The 17,483-nt window shown below is 62.2% G+C and carries 14 protein-coding genes; 9 read left to right on the top strand and 5 right to left on the bottom strand.

Annotation, left to right across the window (positions count from 1 at the left end):
* Nucleotides 1–104 precede the first annotated feature (104 nt).
* Nucleotides 105–911 (bottom strand): SDR family NAD(P)-dependent oxidoreductase, encoded by an 807-nt coding sequence (locus FHS54_RS02545; RefSeq protein ID WP_167302211.1) that lies wholly within the window; start codon nucleotides 909–911, stop codon nucleotides 105–107.
* Nucleotides 908–1,090, bottom strand: coding sequence for a hypothetical protein (locus FHS54_RS02540; RefSeq protein WP_167302210.1), 183 nt, complete (start codon nucleotides 1,088–1,090; stop codon nucleotides 908–910). The genes FHS54_RS02545 and FHS54_RS02540 overlap by 4 nt, the downstream gene beginning before the upstream one ends.
* 592 nt (nucleotides 1,091–1,682) lie before the next feature.
* Between FHS54_RS02540 and FHS54_RS02535 the strand changes: the two genes are divergently transcribed.
* The 3 genes from FHS54_RS02535 to FHS54_RS02525 all read left to right on the top strand — a co-directional run bounded on the left by FHS54_RS02535 (nucleotide 1,683) and on the right by FHS54_RS02525 (nucleotide 4,996).
* Nucleotides 1,683–3,293: a tetratricopeptide repeat protein gene (locus FHS54_RS02535; protein ID WP_167302209.1), complete on the top strand. Its 1,611-nt coding sequence runs from the start codon at nucleotides 1,683–1,685 to the stop codon at nucleotides 3,291–3,293.
* Between the two features lie 226 nt (nucleotides 3,294–3,519).
* On the top strand, nucleotides 3,520–3,678 hold the full coding sequence (locus FHS54_RS02530; protein WP_167302208.1) for a hypothetical protein: 159 nt from the start codon (nucleotides 3,520–3,522) through the stop codon (nucleotides 3,676–3,678).
* A 31-nt stretch (nucleotides 3,679–3,709) separates the two neighbouring features.
* Nucleotides 3,710–4,996 carry a glycerate kinase type-2 family protein gene (locus FHS54_RS02525; protein ID WP_208404722.1) on the top strand — a complete coding sequence of 429 codons (1,287 nt, stop codon included), beginning with the start codon at nucleotides 3,710–3,712 and terminating at the stop codon, nucleotides 4,994–4,996.
* A 233-nt stretch (nucleotides 4,997–5,229) separates the two neighbouring features.
* Here the strand turns inward: FHS54_RS02525 and FHS54_RS02520 are convergent, their stop codons facing one another.
* The gene (locus tag FHS54_RS02520; protein ID WP_167302207.1) at nucleotides 5,230–7,383 is read right to left on the bottom strand and encodes an alpha-amylase family protein; all 2,154 of its coding nucleotides are present in this window, start codon (nucleotides 7,381–7,383) and stop codon (nucleotides 5,230–5,232) included.
* Nucleotides 7,384–7,650: 267 nt separating this feature from the next.
* Here FHS54_RS02520 and FHS54_RS02515 point away from each other — a divergent pair, with 267 nt between their 5' ends.
* Genes FHS54_RS02515 through FHS54_RS02495 form a run of 5 tightly spaced genes read left to right on the top strand, consistent with a single transcriptional unit; the run spans nucleotide 7,651 to nucleotide 13,169 of the window.
* Nucleotides 7,651–9,321: an L-lactate permease gene (locus tag FHS54_RS02515; RefSeq protein ID WP_208404721.1), complete on the top strand. Its 1,671-nt coding sequence runs from the start codon at nucleotides 7,651–7,653 to the stop codon at nucleotides 9,319–9,321.
* A 13-nt stretch (nucleotides 9,322–9,334) separates the two neighbouring features.
* Nucleotides 9,335–10,642, top strand: coding sequence for a glycerate kinase type-2 family protein (locus FHS54_RS02510; protein WP_167302206.1), 1,308 nt, complete (start codon nucleotides 9,335–9,337; stop codon nucleotides 10,640–10,642).
* Nucleotides 10,643–10,670: 28 nt separating this feature from the next.
* Entirely contained in the window at nucleotides 10,671–11,456 is a 786-nt protein-coding gene (gene otnI / locus FHS54_RS02505) for a 2-oxo-tetronate isomerase (RefSeq protein WP_167302205.1), read from the top strand.
* 1 nt (nucleotide 11,457) lies between these two features.
* The gene (locus tag FHS54_RS02500; RefSeq protein ID WP_167302204.1) at nucleotides 11,458–12,351 is read left to right on the top strand and encodes a 2-hydroxy-3-oxopropionate reductase; all 894 of its coding nucleotides are present in this window, start codon (nucleotides 11,458–11,460) and stop codon (nucleotides 12,349–12,351) included.
* A 38-nt stretch (nucleotides 12,352–12,389) separates the two neighbouring features.
* A complete protein-coding gene (locus FHS54_RS02495) occupies nucleotides 12,390–13,169 on the top strand; it encodes an SDR family NAD(P)-dependent oxidoreductase (protein ID WP_243855578.1) in 780 nt (259 codons plus the stop codon).
* Nucleotides 13,170–13,221: 52 nt separating this feature from the next.
* Here the strand turns inward: FHS54_RS02495 and FHS54_RS02490 are convergent, their stop codons facing one another.
* Together FHS54_RS02490 and FHS54_RS02485 are read right to left on the bottom strand one after the other, a co-directional pair.
* The gene (locus tag FHS54_RS02490; protein ID WP_167302202.1) at nucleotides 13,222–14,025 is read right to left on the bottom strand and encodes a cyclase family protein; all 804 of its coding nucleotides are present in this window, start codon (nucleotides 14,023–14,025) and stop codon (nucleotides 13,222–13,224) included.
* Between the two features lie 165 nt (nucleotides 14,026–14,190).
* On the bottom strand, nucleotides 14,191–16,395 hold the full coding sequence (locus FHS54_RS02485) for an alpha-amylase family protein (RefSeq protein WP_167302201.1): 2,205 nt from the start codon (nucleotides 16,393–16,395) through the stop codon (nucleotides 14,191–14,193).
* 221 nt (nucleotides 16,396–16,616) lie between these two features.
* On the opposite strand from FHS54_RS02485, the gene FHS54_RS02480 reads away from it, so the two are divergent.
* Nucleotides 16,617–17,411: an IclR family transcriptional regulator domain-containing protein gene (locus FHS54_RS02480; protein WP_167302200.1), complete on the top strand. Its 795-nt coding sequence runs from the start codon at nucleotides 16,617–16,619 to the stop codon at nucleotides 17,409–17,411.
* The last annotated feature ends 72 nt before the right edge of the window (nucleotides 17,412–17,483 follow it).

Raw genomic sequence — 17,483 nt, 5'->3', positions numbered from 1 at the left:
AGACCATTCCGCCGCTATGAAGGTTCGGATAAAGCCAGCGTTCGCCCGGAGAAGAGCCCTGCGGATTGCATCGTCGCCATGCCCGGCCCCCTTCCGCCGCATCCTCAGGCGAGCGCCAGTCCTCCATCCACCCGCAGATGCTGGCCGGTCACGAAATCAGCGCCCGGCTCGGCCAGGAACAGCACGGCGCGGGCAATATCCTCCGTGCGGCCTAGGCGCGGGACGAGCGCCGGCCAGATCGCGGCGGCCGCATTTCGCTCGATCTCCGGCCAATCCGTGCCCCAGCCGTTCTTCGCCGCCTCGCCCTCGATCCATTGCCGCAGCCCCTCCGTCACCGTGAATCCCGGGCTGACCGCATTGGACGTTACCCCCGTTCCGCGTAAGGCAATGGCGAGGCTGACGGTGAAGGACACGACAGCCGATTTCGCCGCCTTATAGTCGGGGATGGTCGAGATGTTGTTGTCCGCTATGGCGCTCGCTGTCTGGATCACCCGACCCCAGCCGCGCTCGATCATGCCCGGCGTGATCGCCTGCGTCATCGTCACCATGGACACGACATTGGCGCGATAACCGCTCTCCCACTCTTCCGGCGTCGCCTCGAACCATTGTGCCGATCCGTTGCCGGACGCCGCGCCGCCCGCATTGTTGACCAATATGTCGATAGGACCGATCTCCATCGCCGCCGCCGCGACGGCGCGCGCATCGTCCGGCCGGTCGAGCGCGCCGCATACGCTTGCCACGTCGATTCCGGCTGAACGCAATTCCGCCTCAATGCCCGCGATCTTGGCGGGGTCGCGGCCGTGGACGATGATCGATGCGCCAGCCCTCGCCAACCACCGCGCGCTTTCCGCGCCGATGCCAGAACTGGAGCCGGTGACGAGGGCGCGCTTGCCAGCGAGCGACCCAGTCATGCGGACACCCCCGAAGCGCCGGAATAGCCCTCATGATATTGCCCAGTCATCATGCCGCCATCTACCGCGACCTTCGCCTCCTCGATGACGGCAGTCAGGTTGTTGCAGCGAAAATCCTCGTTTTCATCAGCACGCCACCGCGCTGATCGCTTCCCGCCTGAATGCTCAGTATCCCTCATCAACATTACTCCGTTGCCGAACGCTGACTACCGCATCCTTGTGCATGCAGCTAGTTACGTGTGCATTGTCTGGGCGCGGCAACTATCGAATGGCCGATATTGGTCGAATAGGCGACGCGCGCGAACGGCAGTTATCACCAAATGCCATATCCCAAAACGGACAGCCGCCTACCGGCGAGCCAAGGACATTTGAGCACCCCCTCGACAGCTTCAAGGCCCGGCAGGAAGATTACCGACTTACGTATTGTCGAAGCGCGGCATCCACCCCGCCGTGCTGGAAGGTTTGCGTGGATGCCTAGCGCATGTATGCAAGCGCACCAGCATTTCTTGATTGATTTCGCTTCGACCGCATCGAGCGGTCTTTCTTGCGCTATTCAAACCAGAAGCAGGTTGCGCCGGGCTTCGTCATTGCTCAATCTTTCGTCAACGAACTCTTCACGCATTCTTTGACAAATTGCGAAAACGGCGCTGCGATTAGCATTCACAATAATAGACCAGGCTTCCGGGGAGCGTATCCCCCTCACATTGTTCATGTTCTGGCTTGACACCCATCGAACCCTCAAATCTATGAGCAATAGAATGGGGGAAAATATTGATGATCCAATATCGGGGCAGCGCCGCCGTAGCGGCGGCTATTTTAATGCTGTCGGTGACGTCACAAGCGAAGGAGCCAGAAGCACAACTAAGCGTCTGGACTGGTTGCGGCGATAATCCGGTTTCCGGCACCACGAAGTTCATGGTGGGGCCGACTGCCGCCCGATATCTTACTTCCAAGGCCAAGCCCGCGGAGGGTGTAGAGCGGTGCACGGCGGCACTTGACGCTCTGGGGCCGGAAGCAGGATGGGAGCGGAGCGCTGCCCTGTTGCGATCAAGGGCAAAATTTTACCTGACCGCCAAGCAGCATAAAGAAGCTCTGGCCGACCTTGAGGCGATTGCCGCCATCGAGCGGCCCGACCTGCCATATTCTCGCAGCTTTGGTGTTTCCTTGAATATGCTTCGAGCGATTGGACGTCTGGAGGCCGGGCGACGAGATGAGGCCGCCAGCGAGGCATTTTTGGCCATGCAGGCTCGGCCCTGGAGCCTCCGAGTGGCCGAATTCGCGTTCGGCTTATCCTCTCTGCGAACAAAAATTGCATCAGGCGAAGGGTCACGCTGGAACAATCTGGTGAGGCTGGACCCCACTTACGTTGAGAAGCGTGCAGTCAGCCTTGCTCGTGCTGGGGATTGGCAGGAGGCGTTGGTTGATTGGCAGAACGCGACCCCCGCTCCGGGAGAGATCGGCCAAACCTTTGTCAATGTTCCGAATGTTCGGGTGACCGGTGCTCCGGGCATTCCGATTAAGGGTGTAAATATCGCTCGGACCGCGCAAGCGGTAATAGCCGCGCAGGTCGCGGGACGGCCAGACCTTGCTGAAATGTGGCTGACGAAGGCGCGGGAAGGCATCAACACGCCTCACGAAGCCACGCGGTTCGAGCGGGACTTCAATATCGCGACGCAGCCGAGCGAACAGATTGCCGAACTTGATAAGTGGACAGGCCTGATTGAGGCGGCCGCGTTCGTCGGCAAAGGCGACGCCGAAGGCGCAGCGCAAAAGCTGGAAACGATGACCAGGATGCCATTCAGCCAAACAACCCTGGCGCTCTTTTGGACTGTTATCAGTAAGCTGCCCCCTGAAAGCCATCCCAATCTGAAATCGCTCTTGGCGCAGGTGGAAGAGCAGTTCCAACTCGACAGCAATGAGCAATATGTTTCGCAGTTCGACCCGGCCAAGCTCTTGGATGAGGTGCCTGACCATGAAGATGTAATGCTCGCCAACCCCTACCAGACCGCTGTTAAATTTCTTCGTGCAAACGGGTTTTCAGTCAAAGTCGCCAAAGACGGAAAGACTGCGGATGTTGGATTTTTCGGTAACAAATCCCATCCTTTCGCGATTGGCGAAATGGCACTCTTGAGAGCCGCTGATCTTGCTGCATCCCAAGGTAAGACCGCCTTCAGGATCGTCAGCAATAATGACTTCGTCCAGACTTCGACGATGACAATGTATGGGGTCGAGGTGGGGCCAACAACAGTTGCAGGGCATAGCACCCGACTAAAGATCGAATTTGTTGATCCCGGGACCTCTCAGAAAGCGGCAGGCATTATTGAAACAGTAGACATACAGATGGCGCTGACGCCGATCTATGTAAAAGCGGAAAAGAAGTAGGCACAGGAAGGAAGTTATGCGCCCGTTCCTCATTCCGCTGGAAGCACCCTATTCCTGAACCTCACCAATACAACAAAAAGCGGGATAAAAACCCGCAGCACGGCTGCTGATCAACGAGGACGCGGCAAGTTCCGCGACGAGACGAAGACGCGCTAGCCATCGAGACCGGTTCACTGACGTCACCGCTTCGGTCATGCCCGCCGCGACGGTGGCGAGCAGTTGGAGCATGGCGAAGGGCTATGCCAACGGTGACAGGGTGGAGGCCTATTCGTCGGCAACTGGGGCAAGCCCGGCAAATAGGGTTTTGCCATCTATCGTGTTCCGACAGGCGGAATTGTCGATGTTCCGTAAGTTGGAAATTGCAGCTTCCATTGCCGCTTTGTAAGCCCATGTGAGTGGTGGGCAAGGAGCATGCGTTGAAAGACAGCGAGGGGCTGAAAGAGGCGCGGATCGCGCTGGCGCGAGAGATGTTCGATGTTGCCCTGTCAGCGGTATCGGCAGCGCGGTGCTTACCCTCGCATCTACCGCCGCCGCCAGAAGGACGTCGGCTGGTTCTGGCAGTGGGCAAAGCGGGCGCGGCGATGGCGGAGGTCGCGTTGCGCCATTCGCCGCCGGGCACGCAGGCGATCATCCTTACTCCCTATGGCCATGGCCTGCCGCACGGGACTTTTTCCGCCGACGCGTTGTTGATCGAGGCGGGGCACCCCTTGCCCGATCAACACGGCCTGAGCGCTGCGCAGACGATCCGGGAAGCGGTGTGTGACCTTGGCGACAGGGATCAACTGCTGGCTTTGATTTCCGGCGGGGGATCTGCTCTGCTGGCGCTGCCGGTCGAGGGTGTGTCGTTGGACGACAAGCGCCGTTTGACGCGCGAGCTATTGTTTTGCGGCGCGACCATTTCGCAAATCAATTGCGTGCGGACGCACTTGTCGCAGGTCAAGGGCGGACGCCTCGCCGCGCTGGCGCATCCTGCGGAGGTCGTCACATTGGCCTTTTCCGATGTGCCAGGGGACGACCCGGCACTGATTGCTTCGGGCCCTACTGTTGCTGATCGTACGACTTTGGCCGACGCCCGCCGGGTGATCGAACGCTATCGCATCACCGTTCCTGACAATGTGTTGGCGGTGCTGAACGATGACCGGCACGCAACGCCGCGCCCGGGGGCCCCCGAACTTGCGCGGGCAGATACGCGCATCGTCGCCCGCAACCGCATGGCGCTGGAAGCCGCTGGAGAAGCAGCGGCGGCTGCGGGATACAAGCCGGTCTATCTAGGCGATGATTTGGAGGGTGATGCGACGGAACTCGGCATCGTCCATGCAGCGCTCGCCCTGCATCATCAGGGCAAAGGTGGACGCTGGGCGCTTTTGTCAGGCGGCGAAACCACGGTGCTGGTCGGTAATCCGTCCGGCAGTGGCGGTCGAAACAGCGAATATATGTTGAGCCTTGCCATGTCGCTTGATGCGGCACCGGGCATATCGGCACTTGCGTGCGACACAGATGGGATCGACGGTGTGGGCGGCCATGCAGGAGCGATCGTCGATGAAAGCACGCTCGCGCGCGCCCGCGCCGCGGGCATGTCGGCAAGTGGAATGTTGCGGGAAAATAACAGCTTTAGCTTCTTCAATGCGCTCGGTGACTTGGTATTTACCGGGCCGACGCGGACCAATGTCAATGACTTCCGCGCGATCCTTATAGACGGTTAGAGCGTCATGCGTTTCAATTGTGAATAGTTAAAACCCGTTCGCTCTGAGCGAAGCCGTGGCTCGTCCCTAGCGTTGGCTGCAACCTGCCAGCGGACTTCACGTGGCGGCGCTCGAATGTGCTCCAGCGTCTGTTCCGGGTTAGGATAGTCGTCTTCGGTTGCTCGGGCGGACGCCAGTCGCAGCTTCTGCAGCCGGGGGAGGAGGAGTGCAGACCTCATCCTCCGGTGCGGCGATCAGCCGAGTGTTAGCTGCACCGCTTCAAACGTGTCGACTGGCGGCAGGTCGAACCACAGATGGTCGCCATCGCCATTCCGCCGTTTTCCGCTGACCGGCTTGCCCGCCACCAGCATCTGCGCTGTGCTGCCCACTGATCCGCGCACGCCCAACTTCAGGCCGTGGGCGATGACCGGGTCGCCATAATGGGTGTTGCGCTGGCCCGAATAGTTGATGACGTGCACCAGTATCTTGCCTGTATCGGCCTGCCGCATCGCCATCATCTCCATCGGTCCCGGCCCTTCCAGCACCAATGGCGGTGGCGGCGCATAACGGGCGATGAGGCTTTCGAAAAGCACCCGATGCGCATTCAGACCGTCGCGATAATAGAGATAGTCGGGCAGCCAGGGGATGTGCACATGGTGCCCCTTGCCATAGGCTATCACCAGCGCGCCAGCGTCGGCGCGCGCCGCTTCACCCGGCCGCGCATAGGAAAATTCGGGGGGGCCGAAACGCTGGTCGGGCGCGAAAGGGATCAGGCTCGCCGCACCGCTGCGAGGCGTGACTGGGAAGAAGTCCGCGTCGATCGGCATGCGGCCGGGTCCCATGGGAATGGCGGCCTTGCTCATGTCGAGCGACCAGCCATGACCATCGCGCGGCTGACCGAAGTTGGCCACCGGGCTGGACTTCATCGCCGGGCCGGATCGGGGCTTGCCGCCTTGCCCCTGTGCGCCGGTATAGCCGGTTGCGATGAGCAGGCCTCCGGCCTCGACAAAGGCGTCAAGCGCCTCCGCATCGCCATCATCCAGAGTCATGATGTGGGGCATTATGATGACGTCGTAAACCCTGTCGCGCGTTGCCTGACGGACTTGCATGCCGTTTGTCATCCAGAAGGGAAGGCGCGCATCGACCAACGCCTGATAGGCACCCCGCTGTGCATTGCCGCTATATCTCGCCAGTCCCGCGCCGGGCGACTGGAAAATCGATCCGGTGTTGTAAATTGCGACGCGGGCCGCTGGTGTCAGCCCGGCATAATGCTGCTCATTGGCGGCATGCCAATGGTAGAGGCGCGAGATGGGCGGCAGGAAGCGCGGATCGTCCTGATCTGCAAGCGTCCCCATGAGATAGAGGTCGAGCTTTGCGCCGGTGCCAAGCGCCTGGGCAAAGCGCAGCATATGATTTTCGGTGCTTTCCGTCACTTGCCGCCAAGGATAGTCGATATGCGCAGCGGAGGTTGCGGAAAACGCTTTGCCTGGGGCAAGCGCCATCAGCGCCCGTGTCTGCTCGCCCATGGCATGGGGCCATTCGGGCGCCTTGCGTGAGACCCGGCGCTGCACCTCTCCGCGGGCAACGACACCGCCGAAAAAATCCATCAACGGCACATGCGGGCGAGCTGCCTCAATGACGTTGCGCGCTTTTGCCGAAAGCTCGGTCATGATGCGCGTCTGGAATTGTTGATAAGCATCCCAATTGGGGTCGGTGCCGTCTTCGGTCTTGGGCAGGTCCAGCTTGTAGAGTTCCCAGAAACGCCGCCTGCAATTGTCGCAGACGCAGATGCCATGATCGACGTCGGAATAGTCGGTGCGGACGAAGCCGGTCATGTTGAAGAACAAGCCGTCAATGTCGTGGCGCTCGACGCCTTCCTTCAGTATCTGAAGGCTGTAATCCTGCGCCCAGCCGCCATTGGGGCAGGCCTGGTAGGTCCCGGCATATTCGCGCGGACTGCCGTCGCGATTGCGCATGAACCATTCGGGATGTGCGTCATAGGCGGGCCTCATCGCCTTGGAGAGATCAAAGCGGCCGATGTAGGCCAGGCCCTCGGCATGGGCGGCGGCGACCATCTCGCCCGCGAAATCATTCTTCAGGAAAGGGTTGCGATAGTGGAGTGACAATTGGGTGGGGTAGAAGGCGACGATCCCGCCAATATTCGACACGATGACATTCGCCCCAAAAGCGCGCGTTTCGCGTGCGATCGTCCGGGGATCTTCCTGCGCGTCGATTTCGCGCAGGTTGGTTTGGAGGATGCGATATTCATGCTTCCACCATTCGCGCCGGTCAAAGCCGCCGCTGTTGAGGGTGGCGGACCAGGCCGGGCTGGGAATTGCGCCGATCATAGCCGTTGCTGGCAGGGCGCGCACGAGGTCGCGGCGCGTGATCCCGCCGTTCGCTTTCAAGTCCATCCTCCTCATACTCCCGAATTTCTAGATTGGGACGTTCAATCTGCACCGGCGCGTTTGGATGGGCAATGATGCCGCCGACGCCGTTCCGCGATATGGAACGGCACGCCGCCCGCCGCAGTGTCTGTTCCGCATCGCGGAAAGGCGGGTATCTCTCGCCTACTATCCTCCGTAGCGACGGTCGAACGGCGAACAGCAGGCATGGGTGGTGTGCCACGTGATCTTAAAATTGGGCCGCTGACAGGAAAGGGCAGGGATGGCGCCATGATTTGGGCACAAAATTACGACCCTTTCGGCAATGGTTTGCTCTCGGCTCTGGTCGCAGCCGTCCCCGTCCTAGTGCTGCTGGGGGCGATCGGCCTTTTCCATGTGCGGGCACATATCGCCGCGCTGATGGGCCTGGGTGCGGGCCTGGCGGTCGCTGTGCTAGCGTTCGGCATGCCTCCGGGCCTGGCGGTGCGCGCAGCTGGTTTCGGGGCGGCCTACGGGCTACTGCCGATCGGCTGGATCGTGCTCAACATCATCTTTCTTTACCAGCTGACGGAAACGACCGGACAGTTCCACATCCTGCGCGGCGCGATAACATCGATCACCGCGGACAGCCGGTTACAGCTGCTGCTGATCGCCTTCTGCTTCGGTGCCTTCTTTGAAGGAGCGGCAGGGTTCGGGACGCCGGTTGCAGTCACAGGCGCGATGCTGATCGGTCTTGGCTTTACGCGGTTGCAGGCGTCCGGCCTGTCGCTGATCGCCAATACCGCACCCGTCGCCTTCGGCGCGCTTGGCACGCCGCTCGTCACGCTTTCGGGGGTGACCGGCCTGCCGCTGCTCGAACTGTCGGCGATGGTGGGGCGGCAGATGACGCCGTTCGCCATCATCGTGCCCTTTTGGCTGCTGGTCGCCTATTGCGGATGGCGGCGGACGATGGAGGTGCTGCCAGCAGTGCTGGTCGCCGGTGTCAGCTTCGCGCTGGTGCAGCTCCTCATCTCCAACCTTCATGGCCCATGGCTCACCTCCATTGGCGCGGCGCTTGCGTCGATCACGGCGCTCATCGCTTTCCTGCGGATATGGCAGCCCGCGCGCATCATGCATGTCAACGAAGCGAGGCTTGTGCCCGGTGACGAGCGGGACGCGGCGGCGACCGCGGACGCCGCCCATGCAAAGCCCTTGCACGATCCCGCTGCCGTCCGGCGCGCCTGGATGCCGTGGATCATCCTGACGGCGTGCGTCTTCCTGTGGGGCCTTCCCTTCATGAAGCAGGGGCTGGACGCCATCTTCGCGCTGCGACTGCCCTTTGCGGGATTGGACGGGGCGATCCAGCGCCTTCCTCCTGTCGTCACGGCGCCGGAGTTTGAAAAGGCGGTCTACAATCTCAACCTGCTGTCGGCGACGGGCACGGCGATATTGGTGGCGGCCCTTGCCTCCGCGCTGCTGTTGCGGGTCCCTTTGCGCACGGTCGGTCTCGTCTATCTGCGCACGTGGAAGCTGGTGCTGCCATCGCTGCTCACCATCGCGGCGATGTTGGGGCTTGGTTACCTCACCCGTTTCGGCGGCATTGACGCGTCCATGGGCCTCGCTTTCGCGGCGACCGGGGTGCTCTATCCTTTCTTCGGCACCATGCTGGGGTGGCTGGGCGTTGCCGTCACCGGATCGGATACGGCCTCCAATGTCCTGTTCGGCGGATTGCAGAAGATCACCGCCGAACAGTTGAACCTGTCGCCTGTGTTGATGGCGGGCGCAAACAGCGCGGGCGGAGTCATGGGCAAGATGATCGACGCACAGAGCATCGTTGTCGCCTCCACCGCGACGCAGTGGTTCGGTCAGGAAGGCCGCATATTGCGCCATGTCTTCGTGCATAGTCTGGTGCTGGGGTCGATGATTGGCCTGTTCGTGATGCTGCAAGCTTATGTCTATCCCTTCACTCTGCTGGTTCCCTGAGGTGACGCCTGCCATGCAGACGGCCGCCGCCGCTCGCGCTCTGCTGAAACGCATCTATCTGGAGGCACTGGAGTCGGTGCGCGGGGAACGGCTGGTCGCATCGCTGGGTGTGCCGCATGGCGACCACTGGTCTATCCGCCATCGGGGGGAAGCCATCGATTGGCCGCTCGCTCCCGCTGGCCGCGTCGTCGTGATCGGCGCGGGCAAGGCCGTGGGGTCGCTCGCGAAGGGGCTGGAAACGCTGTTGGGGAACCGGATTTCCGATGGCTGCATCATCGTCAAGCATGGCCATGATGAGCGACTGACGCGCATCCGGCAGCTTCAGGCTGGCCATCCCATACCCGACTCTCAGGGGGTTCAGGCGACTGCCGAAATGCTGCGCACGGTCGAAGCGCTGACTGAACGTGACAGCGTGATCGTGCTGCTGACCGGCGGCGCGTCCGCGTTGATGGTTGCTCCGGTTGATGGCGTGACGCTGGAGGAGAAGGCGGCGGTAACCGGCATGCTGCTGCGGTCCGGCGCGTCGATCGAAGAGATCAACGCCGTGCGCAAGCGCCTGTCGCGGGTGAAGGGCGGCGGGCTGCTGGACCAGATCGGTCCTGCATCGGTGCTGACCCTGATGATATCCGACATACCTAGCGGCGATATCGGCATGATCGGGTCCGGGCCGACGATTCCGGCCGGGGAAGGGCAGGAGGACACACTCGCCATTCTCACGCGACATGGGCTGGAACAATGTGTGCCCGCGTCGATCCGGCGTGCGCTCGCCAAGGACGTGCATCCTGCTCCGCAAGCGGCAGGGCGGAGGGAGGTGCTCATGCTGGCGGACAGCGCCACGCTGGTGGAGGCGGTGCAGGGCATTGCCGCGCGGGAAGGGCTGGCCGTGCGGGAGGTCGACACGGCTATGGCGGGCAATACCCATGACGCGGCGTTGGCGATGGCGGCGGCTCTGCGCGGGGTGCCGCCGGGGGACCGCCCGATGCTGTTGGTCGCGGCGGGGGAAACTACGCTTCAGGTGAAGGGTGATGGGCTTGGCGGACGCAATCAGGAATATGCCCTGATCGCCGCCTTGGCGTTGGCCGGAGAGGGCAATGCCGCACTGCTCTCCGCTGGCACCGATGGTACCGACGGGCCGACCGATGCGGCGGGAGCTTTCGCCGATGGCGCGCTTCACGAACGGGCGCGGACGGCGGGGCTCGACCCGGCGGAGATGCTGGCGCGCAATGACAGTTACCGCTTGTTTGAGGCAACGGGCGACCTGTTCCGCACCGGGCCCACGGGCACTAATGTCATGGATCTGGTGCTGGGCCTCGCTGTCTGACTGCGAAATTGAAAAGAGAGGAAGAGACTTGATCAAGCTGGCCGCCAATCTGTCGATGATGTTCCAGGACCTGCCTTTCCTCGACCGCTTCGATGCGGCGGCGGAGGCTGGCTTTTCCGGCGTCGAGTTCATGTTTCCCTATGACCATGGCGCGGGAGAGGTAGCTGAACGGGGGCGGCGATGCGGGTTGGAGATCGCGCTGTTCAACCTGCCCGCTGGAGATTGGGCTGGCGGAGAGCGTGGCATCGCGGCGCTGCCCGGTCGCGTGGAGGAGTTCCGCGCGGGTGTAGCCAAAGGGCTGGACTATGCCAATGCGCTAGGATGCCCGCGTCTGCACCTGATGGCGGGGAAAGCGTCTGCGAGTACGGAATGCCGGGCAGTGCTCTTGGACAATATCGCTTACGCAGCCGATCTGGCGGCGGCCGATAATGTCGAGATATTGATCGAGCCGATCAACACACGCGTTGATATTCCGGGCTATTTTTATGGGACCACTGCGGAAGCATTGTCAGTGATTGACGGGGCGGGCCGCGCCAATGTCCGCCTGCAATATGACATCTATCATATGCAGATCATGGAAGGGGACCTTGCCCGCATGATCGAGCGGTTGCTTCCCCGCATCGGCCATATGCAGTTGGCCGACAATCCGGGCCGCGCCGAACCCGGTACTGGCGAGATCAATTATCCCTGGTTGCTCAGTCATATCGACGCGCTGGGCTATGCTGGATGGATCGGATGCGAATACCGGCCTGCGGGCGACACGAAGGCTGGTCTTGGGTGGGCGCGCGATTATCTGAACTCCGGGAGGGGATGATATGAAGATCGGTTTTATCGGCCTTGGCGTCATGGGCCGTCCCATGGCCGGGCACCTGCAGGCGGCGGGCCATGCTATCTATAGCTGCGCCAACCGTACACCGATGCCCGACGAACTGCGCAAAGGCGGTGCGGTTGCCTGCGCTACCCCTGGGGATGTGGCGGCAGAGGCCGAATGCCTGTTCCTGATGCTGCCCGATACGCCGGACGTCGAACGCGTGCTGTTCGGTGCGGACGGCGCGGCGCAGCGGTTGAAGCGCGGCACGATCGTCATCGACATGAGCTCCATCGACCCGATTGCGACGCGCGACTTTGCGGAGCGGATCGAGACGCTAGACTGCGCCTATGTCGATGCACCGGTTTCCGGCGGTGAGGTGGGGGCCAAAAACGCGGCGCTTACCATAATGTGCGGTGGCAAGGCAGATGTGTTCGACACGGTTCGACCGCTGCTGGAACTGATGGGCAAGAATGTCACGCTGGTGGGTGACGCTGGCGCGGGACAGGTGACCAAGGTCGCCAACCAGATCATCGTCGCGCTGAATATCGAAGCCGTTTCCGAGGCGCTGGTCTTCGCTTCGAAGGCGGGTGCGGACCCGGCGCGGGTTCGGGAGGCGTTGATGGGCGGCTTTGCGGCATCGCGCGTGCTGGAGGTGCATGGCCAGCGGATGATCGAGCGTACCTTCGACCCCGGCTTTCGCATCCGGCTCCACCAGAAGGACCTGAATCTGGCCCTTTCTGGTGCGCGTTCGCTGGGAGTTTCCCTACCCGCGACGGCCAACGCTCAACAACTCTTGAGCAGCTGCGTTGCCCACGGCGATGCGGAAAAGGATCACAGCGCGATGGTGACGGCGCTCGAACGAGCTGCTAATCATTTTGTGAGTGTTTACTCATCTTAAAATACTTCTAACATCAACGGCTTTTCTGGAGGATGCTCTTGACCAATAATCGTCTCAAAGGCCGCCGTATCATCGTGTTCGGCAGCGCGACCGGCATTGGCGCTGCCACGGTCAAGCGACTGGCCGCAGAAGGCGCGCGCGTTTGCGCGGCCGACATCAACATTGATGGCGCGACGCAAGTGGCGCAGGAAGCGGGGGGCGAGACTTTCGCCGTCCATGTCGATATTTCCGACGAAGCATCGGTGCAGAAGGCGACCGAAGAAGCGGTGAGCTGCTTTGGTGGCCTTGACGGCGCCCATATCAACGCGGCGGACCTGCGCGTCATCATGGAAGATAGCGACGCGCTAGCCATCGACCTGGCTGTGTTTGACCGGACCATCGCGGTGAATCTGCGCGGCCACCTGCTGTGCACTCGCGCCGTGGTGCCGCACCTGACCAAGAGCGGCAAGGGCGCGATCGTCTACACCAGCTCCGGTTCGGCGCATGGCGGCGAGCCGACGCGACCCTGTTACGCCATGGCCAAGGCGGGCGTAAACGCGCTAGCGCGCCACGTCGGGGCTCGCTGGGGCAAGGAAGGCATCACCGCCAACGTGCTGGCGCCCGGCTTCACCGTTACCGGCGAGATGAAGAAGGCGATGGAAGCGAACGCCGAGGAAGCCAAGCACTGGGCGGACTATTTCATGGCGCGCACCCCACACACGCGGTTGGGTGAATCCGAAGACCATGCGGGCGTCGTTGCAATGCTGTTGTCCGAGGATGGACGCTGGATCAACGGCGCGATCTACGACGTCAATGGCGGATCGCTGATGCGCGCTTGACGCCACTGGCTGCGGCGCTCGTCCCTGCACGGACGGGTGCCGCAGCGCTTGTTCAAAAGAGCGCGATCACGCGCGCGGGCATGCCGGTGGCGTTTTCCAGCGGCGCGACGCCTGCGAATAGCAGCCCACCCGCAGCAGGCGCCCGGTCGAGATTGGTGAGCCCCTCCAGCGCCCATCGCCCGCTGCGCAGCCATGCCTGGTGAACGGGGAAGGCGGGCATCGCCTCGCCCGCGTCGATCGACATGGTATCGACGCCGATGCCACGCACATCCCGCTTCATCAGAATGTCCATGACGGCGGTATCGAAACCGGGACTCTTGCGCCGTTCGGCGGGGGTGAGGCTTCCATAGCTTGAAAAGGCTTTTAGCGGATTCCAGCCCGACAGCATGACGACGCAGGAGCCGGCCGGGATGCGACCGTGGCGGCGTTCCCATGCAACGATATGTCGCGGTTCTACCCGAGCGTCGCGATCGGCTTTCACCTTGTTCCTAATGTCGATCACGACGAGCGGAACGATCAACTGGCTGACGGGTATGTCGCCGGCCGATGCTCCATCAGGCGCGAAATGGCGGGGGGCGTCGAGATGCGTGCCGGTATGTTCGACGATCGAGATGCGGTTGAGCGCCATGCCTGCCTTCGCTCCCGATCCTTCCACCGCTTCCATCGTCAGGCGGCCAGGGGTGAAGGCGAAGGCCCGCGTCAGCCTGTGCGTGAGGTCGAGGATGTGCAGTTTCCGCCCGTGCAGGGAAAGGCTGGCCTGATCCGGCGTCACTGGAGCAGCATCAGCGTTTGAGGCTGTGCCCAGGGCAACAGCCCCCAGCGCGCTCAGGGCTAGCATGTCGCGGCGGTCGATCATGGCGGCTTGTTCCTTTTTTTGGTTGAAAGCGACCTGAGTTACATGGGACCATCTCAACTCCGCTCGGGCTGAGCTTGTCGAAGCCTCCTCCTTTTTCTTTCAGGAAGTAGAGCCCTTCGACAAGCTCAGGGCGAACGGAACATGAGTTCGCAGGAAGGCTCAGCCCTAGGCAAAATCAATCGCGACAACTTCGTGGAAGTCTATGTAAGGCACATCGACTTCGACCCAGCCGTCCGCCGCGCCGTGTGGCACAGCCATCCCTGCGGTGAGGAGCCGGGCCTGCGCAGCGCGTTTGTCCTGTGGTAGTTTCATGCGGACCCGGTAAGGGCCGGTCCTGATCGCCTCGCGATAGCTACCCCGCATCGTCATGGGGTTGTTAAGATTGACCAGATGCGAGGTCATCGATTTTGGCTGGCACCAGCAGGCGATGTCCAGCAGGCCCGGCCCTTCAATCTGTAGTGGATGCGCTTCCTGGTGGGTCCAATCGAGCATTGCGCGCAGCAATGTCAGATGGTCGCCATGACCAAGCTCTGCAAAAGTGCGATCGATGTCCATGGGCAGATAGGCGACGCGCCCACGGCCGACTTGACGGCAGATCGCCATCGGCAGATTGGTTTCCGCCTTGTCAGTGAAGACGCGCTCCATCGGCAGGTCGGGATAGCTAGGCACCAACGTCAATGCGACGTCGCTCTGGTCGTGGGCGGTGACAGGCTGGCGGAAGAGCGGGCCGATGGTACGGCTGATGTCGCTCAGGCCGGCCATGGCGGGATGCGCATGGCGCAGGGTGAGATAAGCGTTCTTGAGTGGTCCCTCAGCCTTTCTGGTGACGGAGCAGCCGAACAGGTCTGCCAGTCCAAAGTCCACCCGCAGCCGTCCGTCACCATCGTAGAGAGAGGTCTGGTGCGTGGCGATGAGGTTGCCGCCGCGCTGCACGAAGGCGCGAATCTGGTCGCATTGCGCGTCCGACAGCACGGCCGCATTGGCGAGAATGATGGTACGGAAGCGCGACAGGCTGGCTTCGTCTAGAAAATCCTCGTCGATCAGGTCGAAGGGCACGCGCGATTCAAGCGCAGCCTGGTAAAAGCCGCGCAAATGACCCTCCAACTGCCCGCGCCGATTCCAGCCGCCCAGATAGGCAGTCGTCCTGGGCGAATGAACGATCGCGACCCGCGACAGATTGCCGCTATTGCGCAGATAGGCTTCGTTGGCGTGGTGCCAGCTGTAGATTTGCCGGACGACTTCCATCCAGCGGCGGTCAAGCGGCTTGGCATTGAACTTGGTGATCCACGGACGCGCGCCCTGGGCTATCGCGCCTGCCGCCCAGATGCAGATTTCGGCTGGGCTCTGCACCGAATCCTTCCAGCGATAGGCTTCTTCCACCCCCACGGAGATGATGTGGCCGACCGGCTTGTCCTTCATGAAGGCGCGCAGTTCGCGGGTGTAGCGGCCCGCGCCCCAGACCTCAGGGCCCGTGGCCCAGGGCGAATCGACGGCTGAGCGTGCCTGGCGATCGCAAAAGGCGAGCGGAAGTCGCTTTGACAGGGCAGGGCCGTTTAGATCGACCAATCCTCGGCGGTCACCGCCGGGGATGAAGAAGGCCTGGGGCCGGTGCTTGCGCATGGCTGCGTTCCAAAGGTCCATGAGGGTGAAGAGCCGTTCTTCAACCCAGGCCGCATATCGCCGACCTTCTGGTTTGGAAGGGTCGGGATCGACCGGGACCTCCTGCCCTGACGCGGCGCGGTAGAGCGTCCGGCAGCTTTGGCAATAGCAGGTGCCGCTGCCGTTCCAGCGATTGCCGAAGAAGCCGTCCACCGGATAGCGCCGGGCGATTTCCTCGATCACCTTGGGCATCAGCTCGAAATTATAGGGTCCATAGGCGCAGGTGAGTGTCAGATCGGGCGCGCTGCCATGCCGTTTGATCTTGCCGTCCGGGCCGGTCAGCGCCCATTCGGGATGGGCGGCGGCTGCGGCTGCATTCATTGCATGCGGATCAATGCGGGCGAGGACGCGCATGCCCAGCTTCTTGCACGCCGCGACCATGTCGCCAAATGGGTCCACGCCCTTGCCGATGCCCTGCGCCATGCCGTGATAGGGAATGGCCGTCGGGTAGAAGGCGATACCTCCCCCTGCACTCAGGCAGACCCCATCGGCGTGAATCTGCTGGAAATAGTCGATCCAGACGACCGGATCGTAACGGCCCGGATCATCTTCGGTAAAGGCAAGCTGGAACCAACGCATGGGTTCGCTCGCCCAGTCCGGCGCGCCGCTTTGTCCGATTTCGCGGGCAAAGGCGGGCTCGATACCGGACAGCAGCGCGCCGGCCCCCAACGTCAGTGCCGTGCGGCGATCGAGCGGCAAGATGTCAGGCATGATCCTCTCCTCAGCTTGGCCCGATTCTTAGCCCAAGGCCGTCGATCCACAATCGATCATCCCATGATGTGGGACGGCAATGCGAACCGGATGTTTTCCTGGATTCGAATGAGATCGAAGGCCGACGCAAAACGTATCGACAAAAGCTGATAAACAGGTCATACCAGTTGGTCTAAGGCTGGCGTTCGCGCGACGACAGTTCAGCAGGCGAGGAGCAGGGTGTGACCGATAGTCAGCAAGAGCCGGAGGACGGCCTGCTTGGGCGAGTCCAGTCGCTGGTGCGGGCATTCGGCATTCTCGATCAATTGGCCAAGAGCGACCATATGACGCTCAGCGACCTGTCCCGTGCCGTAGGCCTGCCGCGATCCACTACCCACCGTTTGCTGACGACCATGGAAGCGTTGCGCTATGTCGCTTTCGACCGGCGGAAAAATGGCTGGTCGGTCGGTGTTCAGGCCTTCACTGTGGGCGCGGTGTTCGCCCAGATGCGGGACCTCGGTCAGTTGGGCCGCACCATTATGCGGTCACTGATGTCGGAAGTGCAGCATTGTGTGAACATCGCCGTACCCGAAGGAGCGGGTGTCTGTTATGTCGGGCAGGCCGCGACCAACGGGTTCCGCCAGACCGCGGCGCGCCCCGGTGCGGTGCTGCCCTTGCATAGCACGGCGTCGGGCAAGGTGTTGATGGCGCAATGGTCCCGACCGGAGTTCGACCGCTATTTGGACAGCACGCCGCTCAAGGCCCGCACCGCGCGCAGCATCATCGACGGCGACCGTCTGCGTGACGAACTAGCGCAGATCAGGGCACGCGGATATGCGCTGGACGACGAAGAGCATAGCAACGGGCTGCGCTGCGTCGCGGCGGTGGTCAAGGATCGCTATGGATTGCCCAAGGGGTCGCTGTCGATTTCGGATCGGTCATCCCATCTGACCCGCGCCCGGCTGGACGAACTGGGGCCTGCGCTGATCAGCGCAGCGCAGCGGATGAGCGCGGAAGTCGCGACACAGAGTTTCTGATCAGCCTGACCTGCCACCCTACCAGACATGTCGGATCACTTCTGCCGCTTCCGTGAACAGTAACGCCGTGGC

It is taken from the genome of Sphingobium vermicomposti (genome assembly GCF_011762025.1).
GTDB classification, from domain to species: domain Bacteria; phylum Pseudomonadota; class Alphaproteobacteria; order Sphingomonadales; family Sphingomonadaceae; genus Sphingobium; species Sphingobium vermicomposti.
Note: the sequence above shows the minus strand (reverse complement) of the source record. Positions and strands in the feature narration are given on the sequence as shown.

What these genes read in the sequence shown, in the direction of transcription:
- FHS54_RS02545 (WP_167302211.1), bottom strand. Translation starts at nt 911, where the DNA reads ATGACTGGGTCGCTCGCTGGCAAGCGCGCCCTCGTCACCGGCTCCAGT.
- FHS54_RS02540 (WP_167302210.1), bottom strand. Translation starts at nt 1,090, where the DNA reads ATGAGGGATACTGAGCATTCAGGCGGGAAGCGATCAGCGCGGTGGCGT.
- FHS54_RS02530 (WP_167302208.1), top strand. Translation starts at nt 3,520, where the DNA reads ATGGCGAAGGGCTATGCCAACGGTGACAGGGTGGAGGCCTATTCGTCG.
- FHS54_RS02515 (WP_208404721.1), top strand. Translation starts at nt 7,651, where the DNA reads ATGATTTGGGCACAAAATTACGACCCTTTCGGCAATGGTTTGCTCTCG.
- FHS54_RS02510 (WP_167302206.1), top strand. Translation starts at nt 9,335, where the DNA reads ATGCAGACGGCCGCCGCCGCTCGCGCTCTGCTGAAACGCATCTATCTG.
- FHS54_RS02500 (WP_167302204.1), top strand. Translation starts at nt 11,458, where the DNA reads ATGAAGATCGGTTTTATCGGCCTTGGCGTCATGGGCCGTCCCATGGCC.
- FHS54_RS02490 (WP_167302202.1), bottom strand. Translation starts at nt 14,025, where the DNA reads ATGATCGACCGCCGCGACATGCTAGCCCTGAGCGCGCTGGGGGCTGTT.
- FHS54_RS02485 (WP_167302201.1), bottom strand. Translation starts at nt 16,395, where the DNA reads ATGCCTGACATCTTGCCGCTCGATCGCCGCACGGCACTGACGTTGGGG.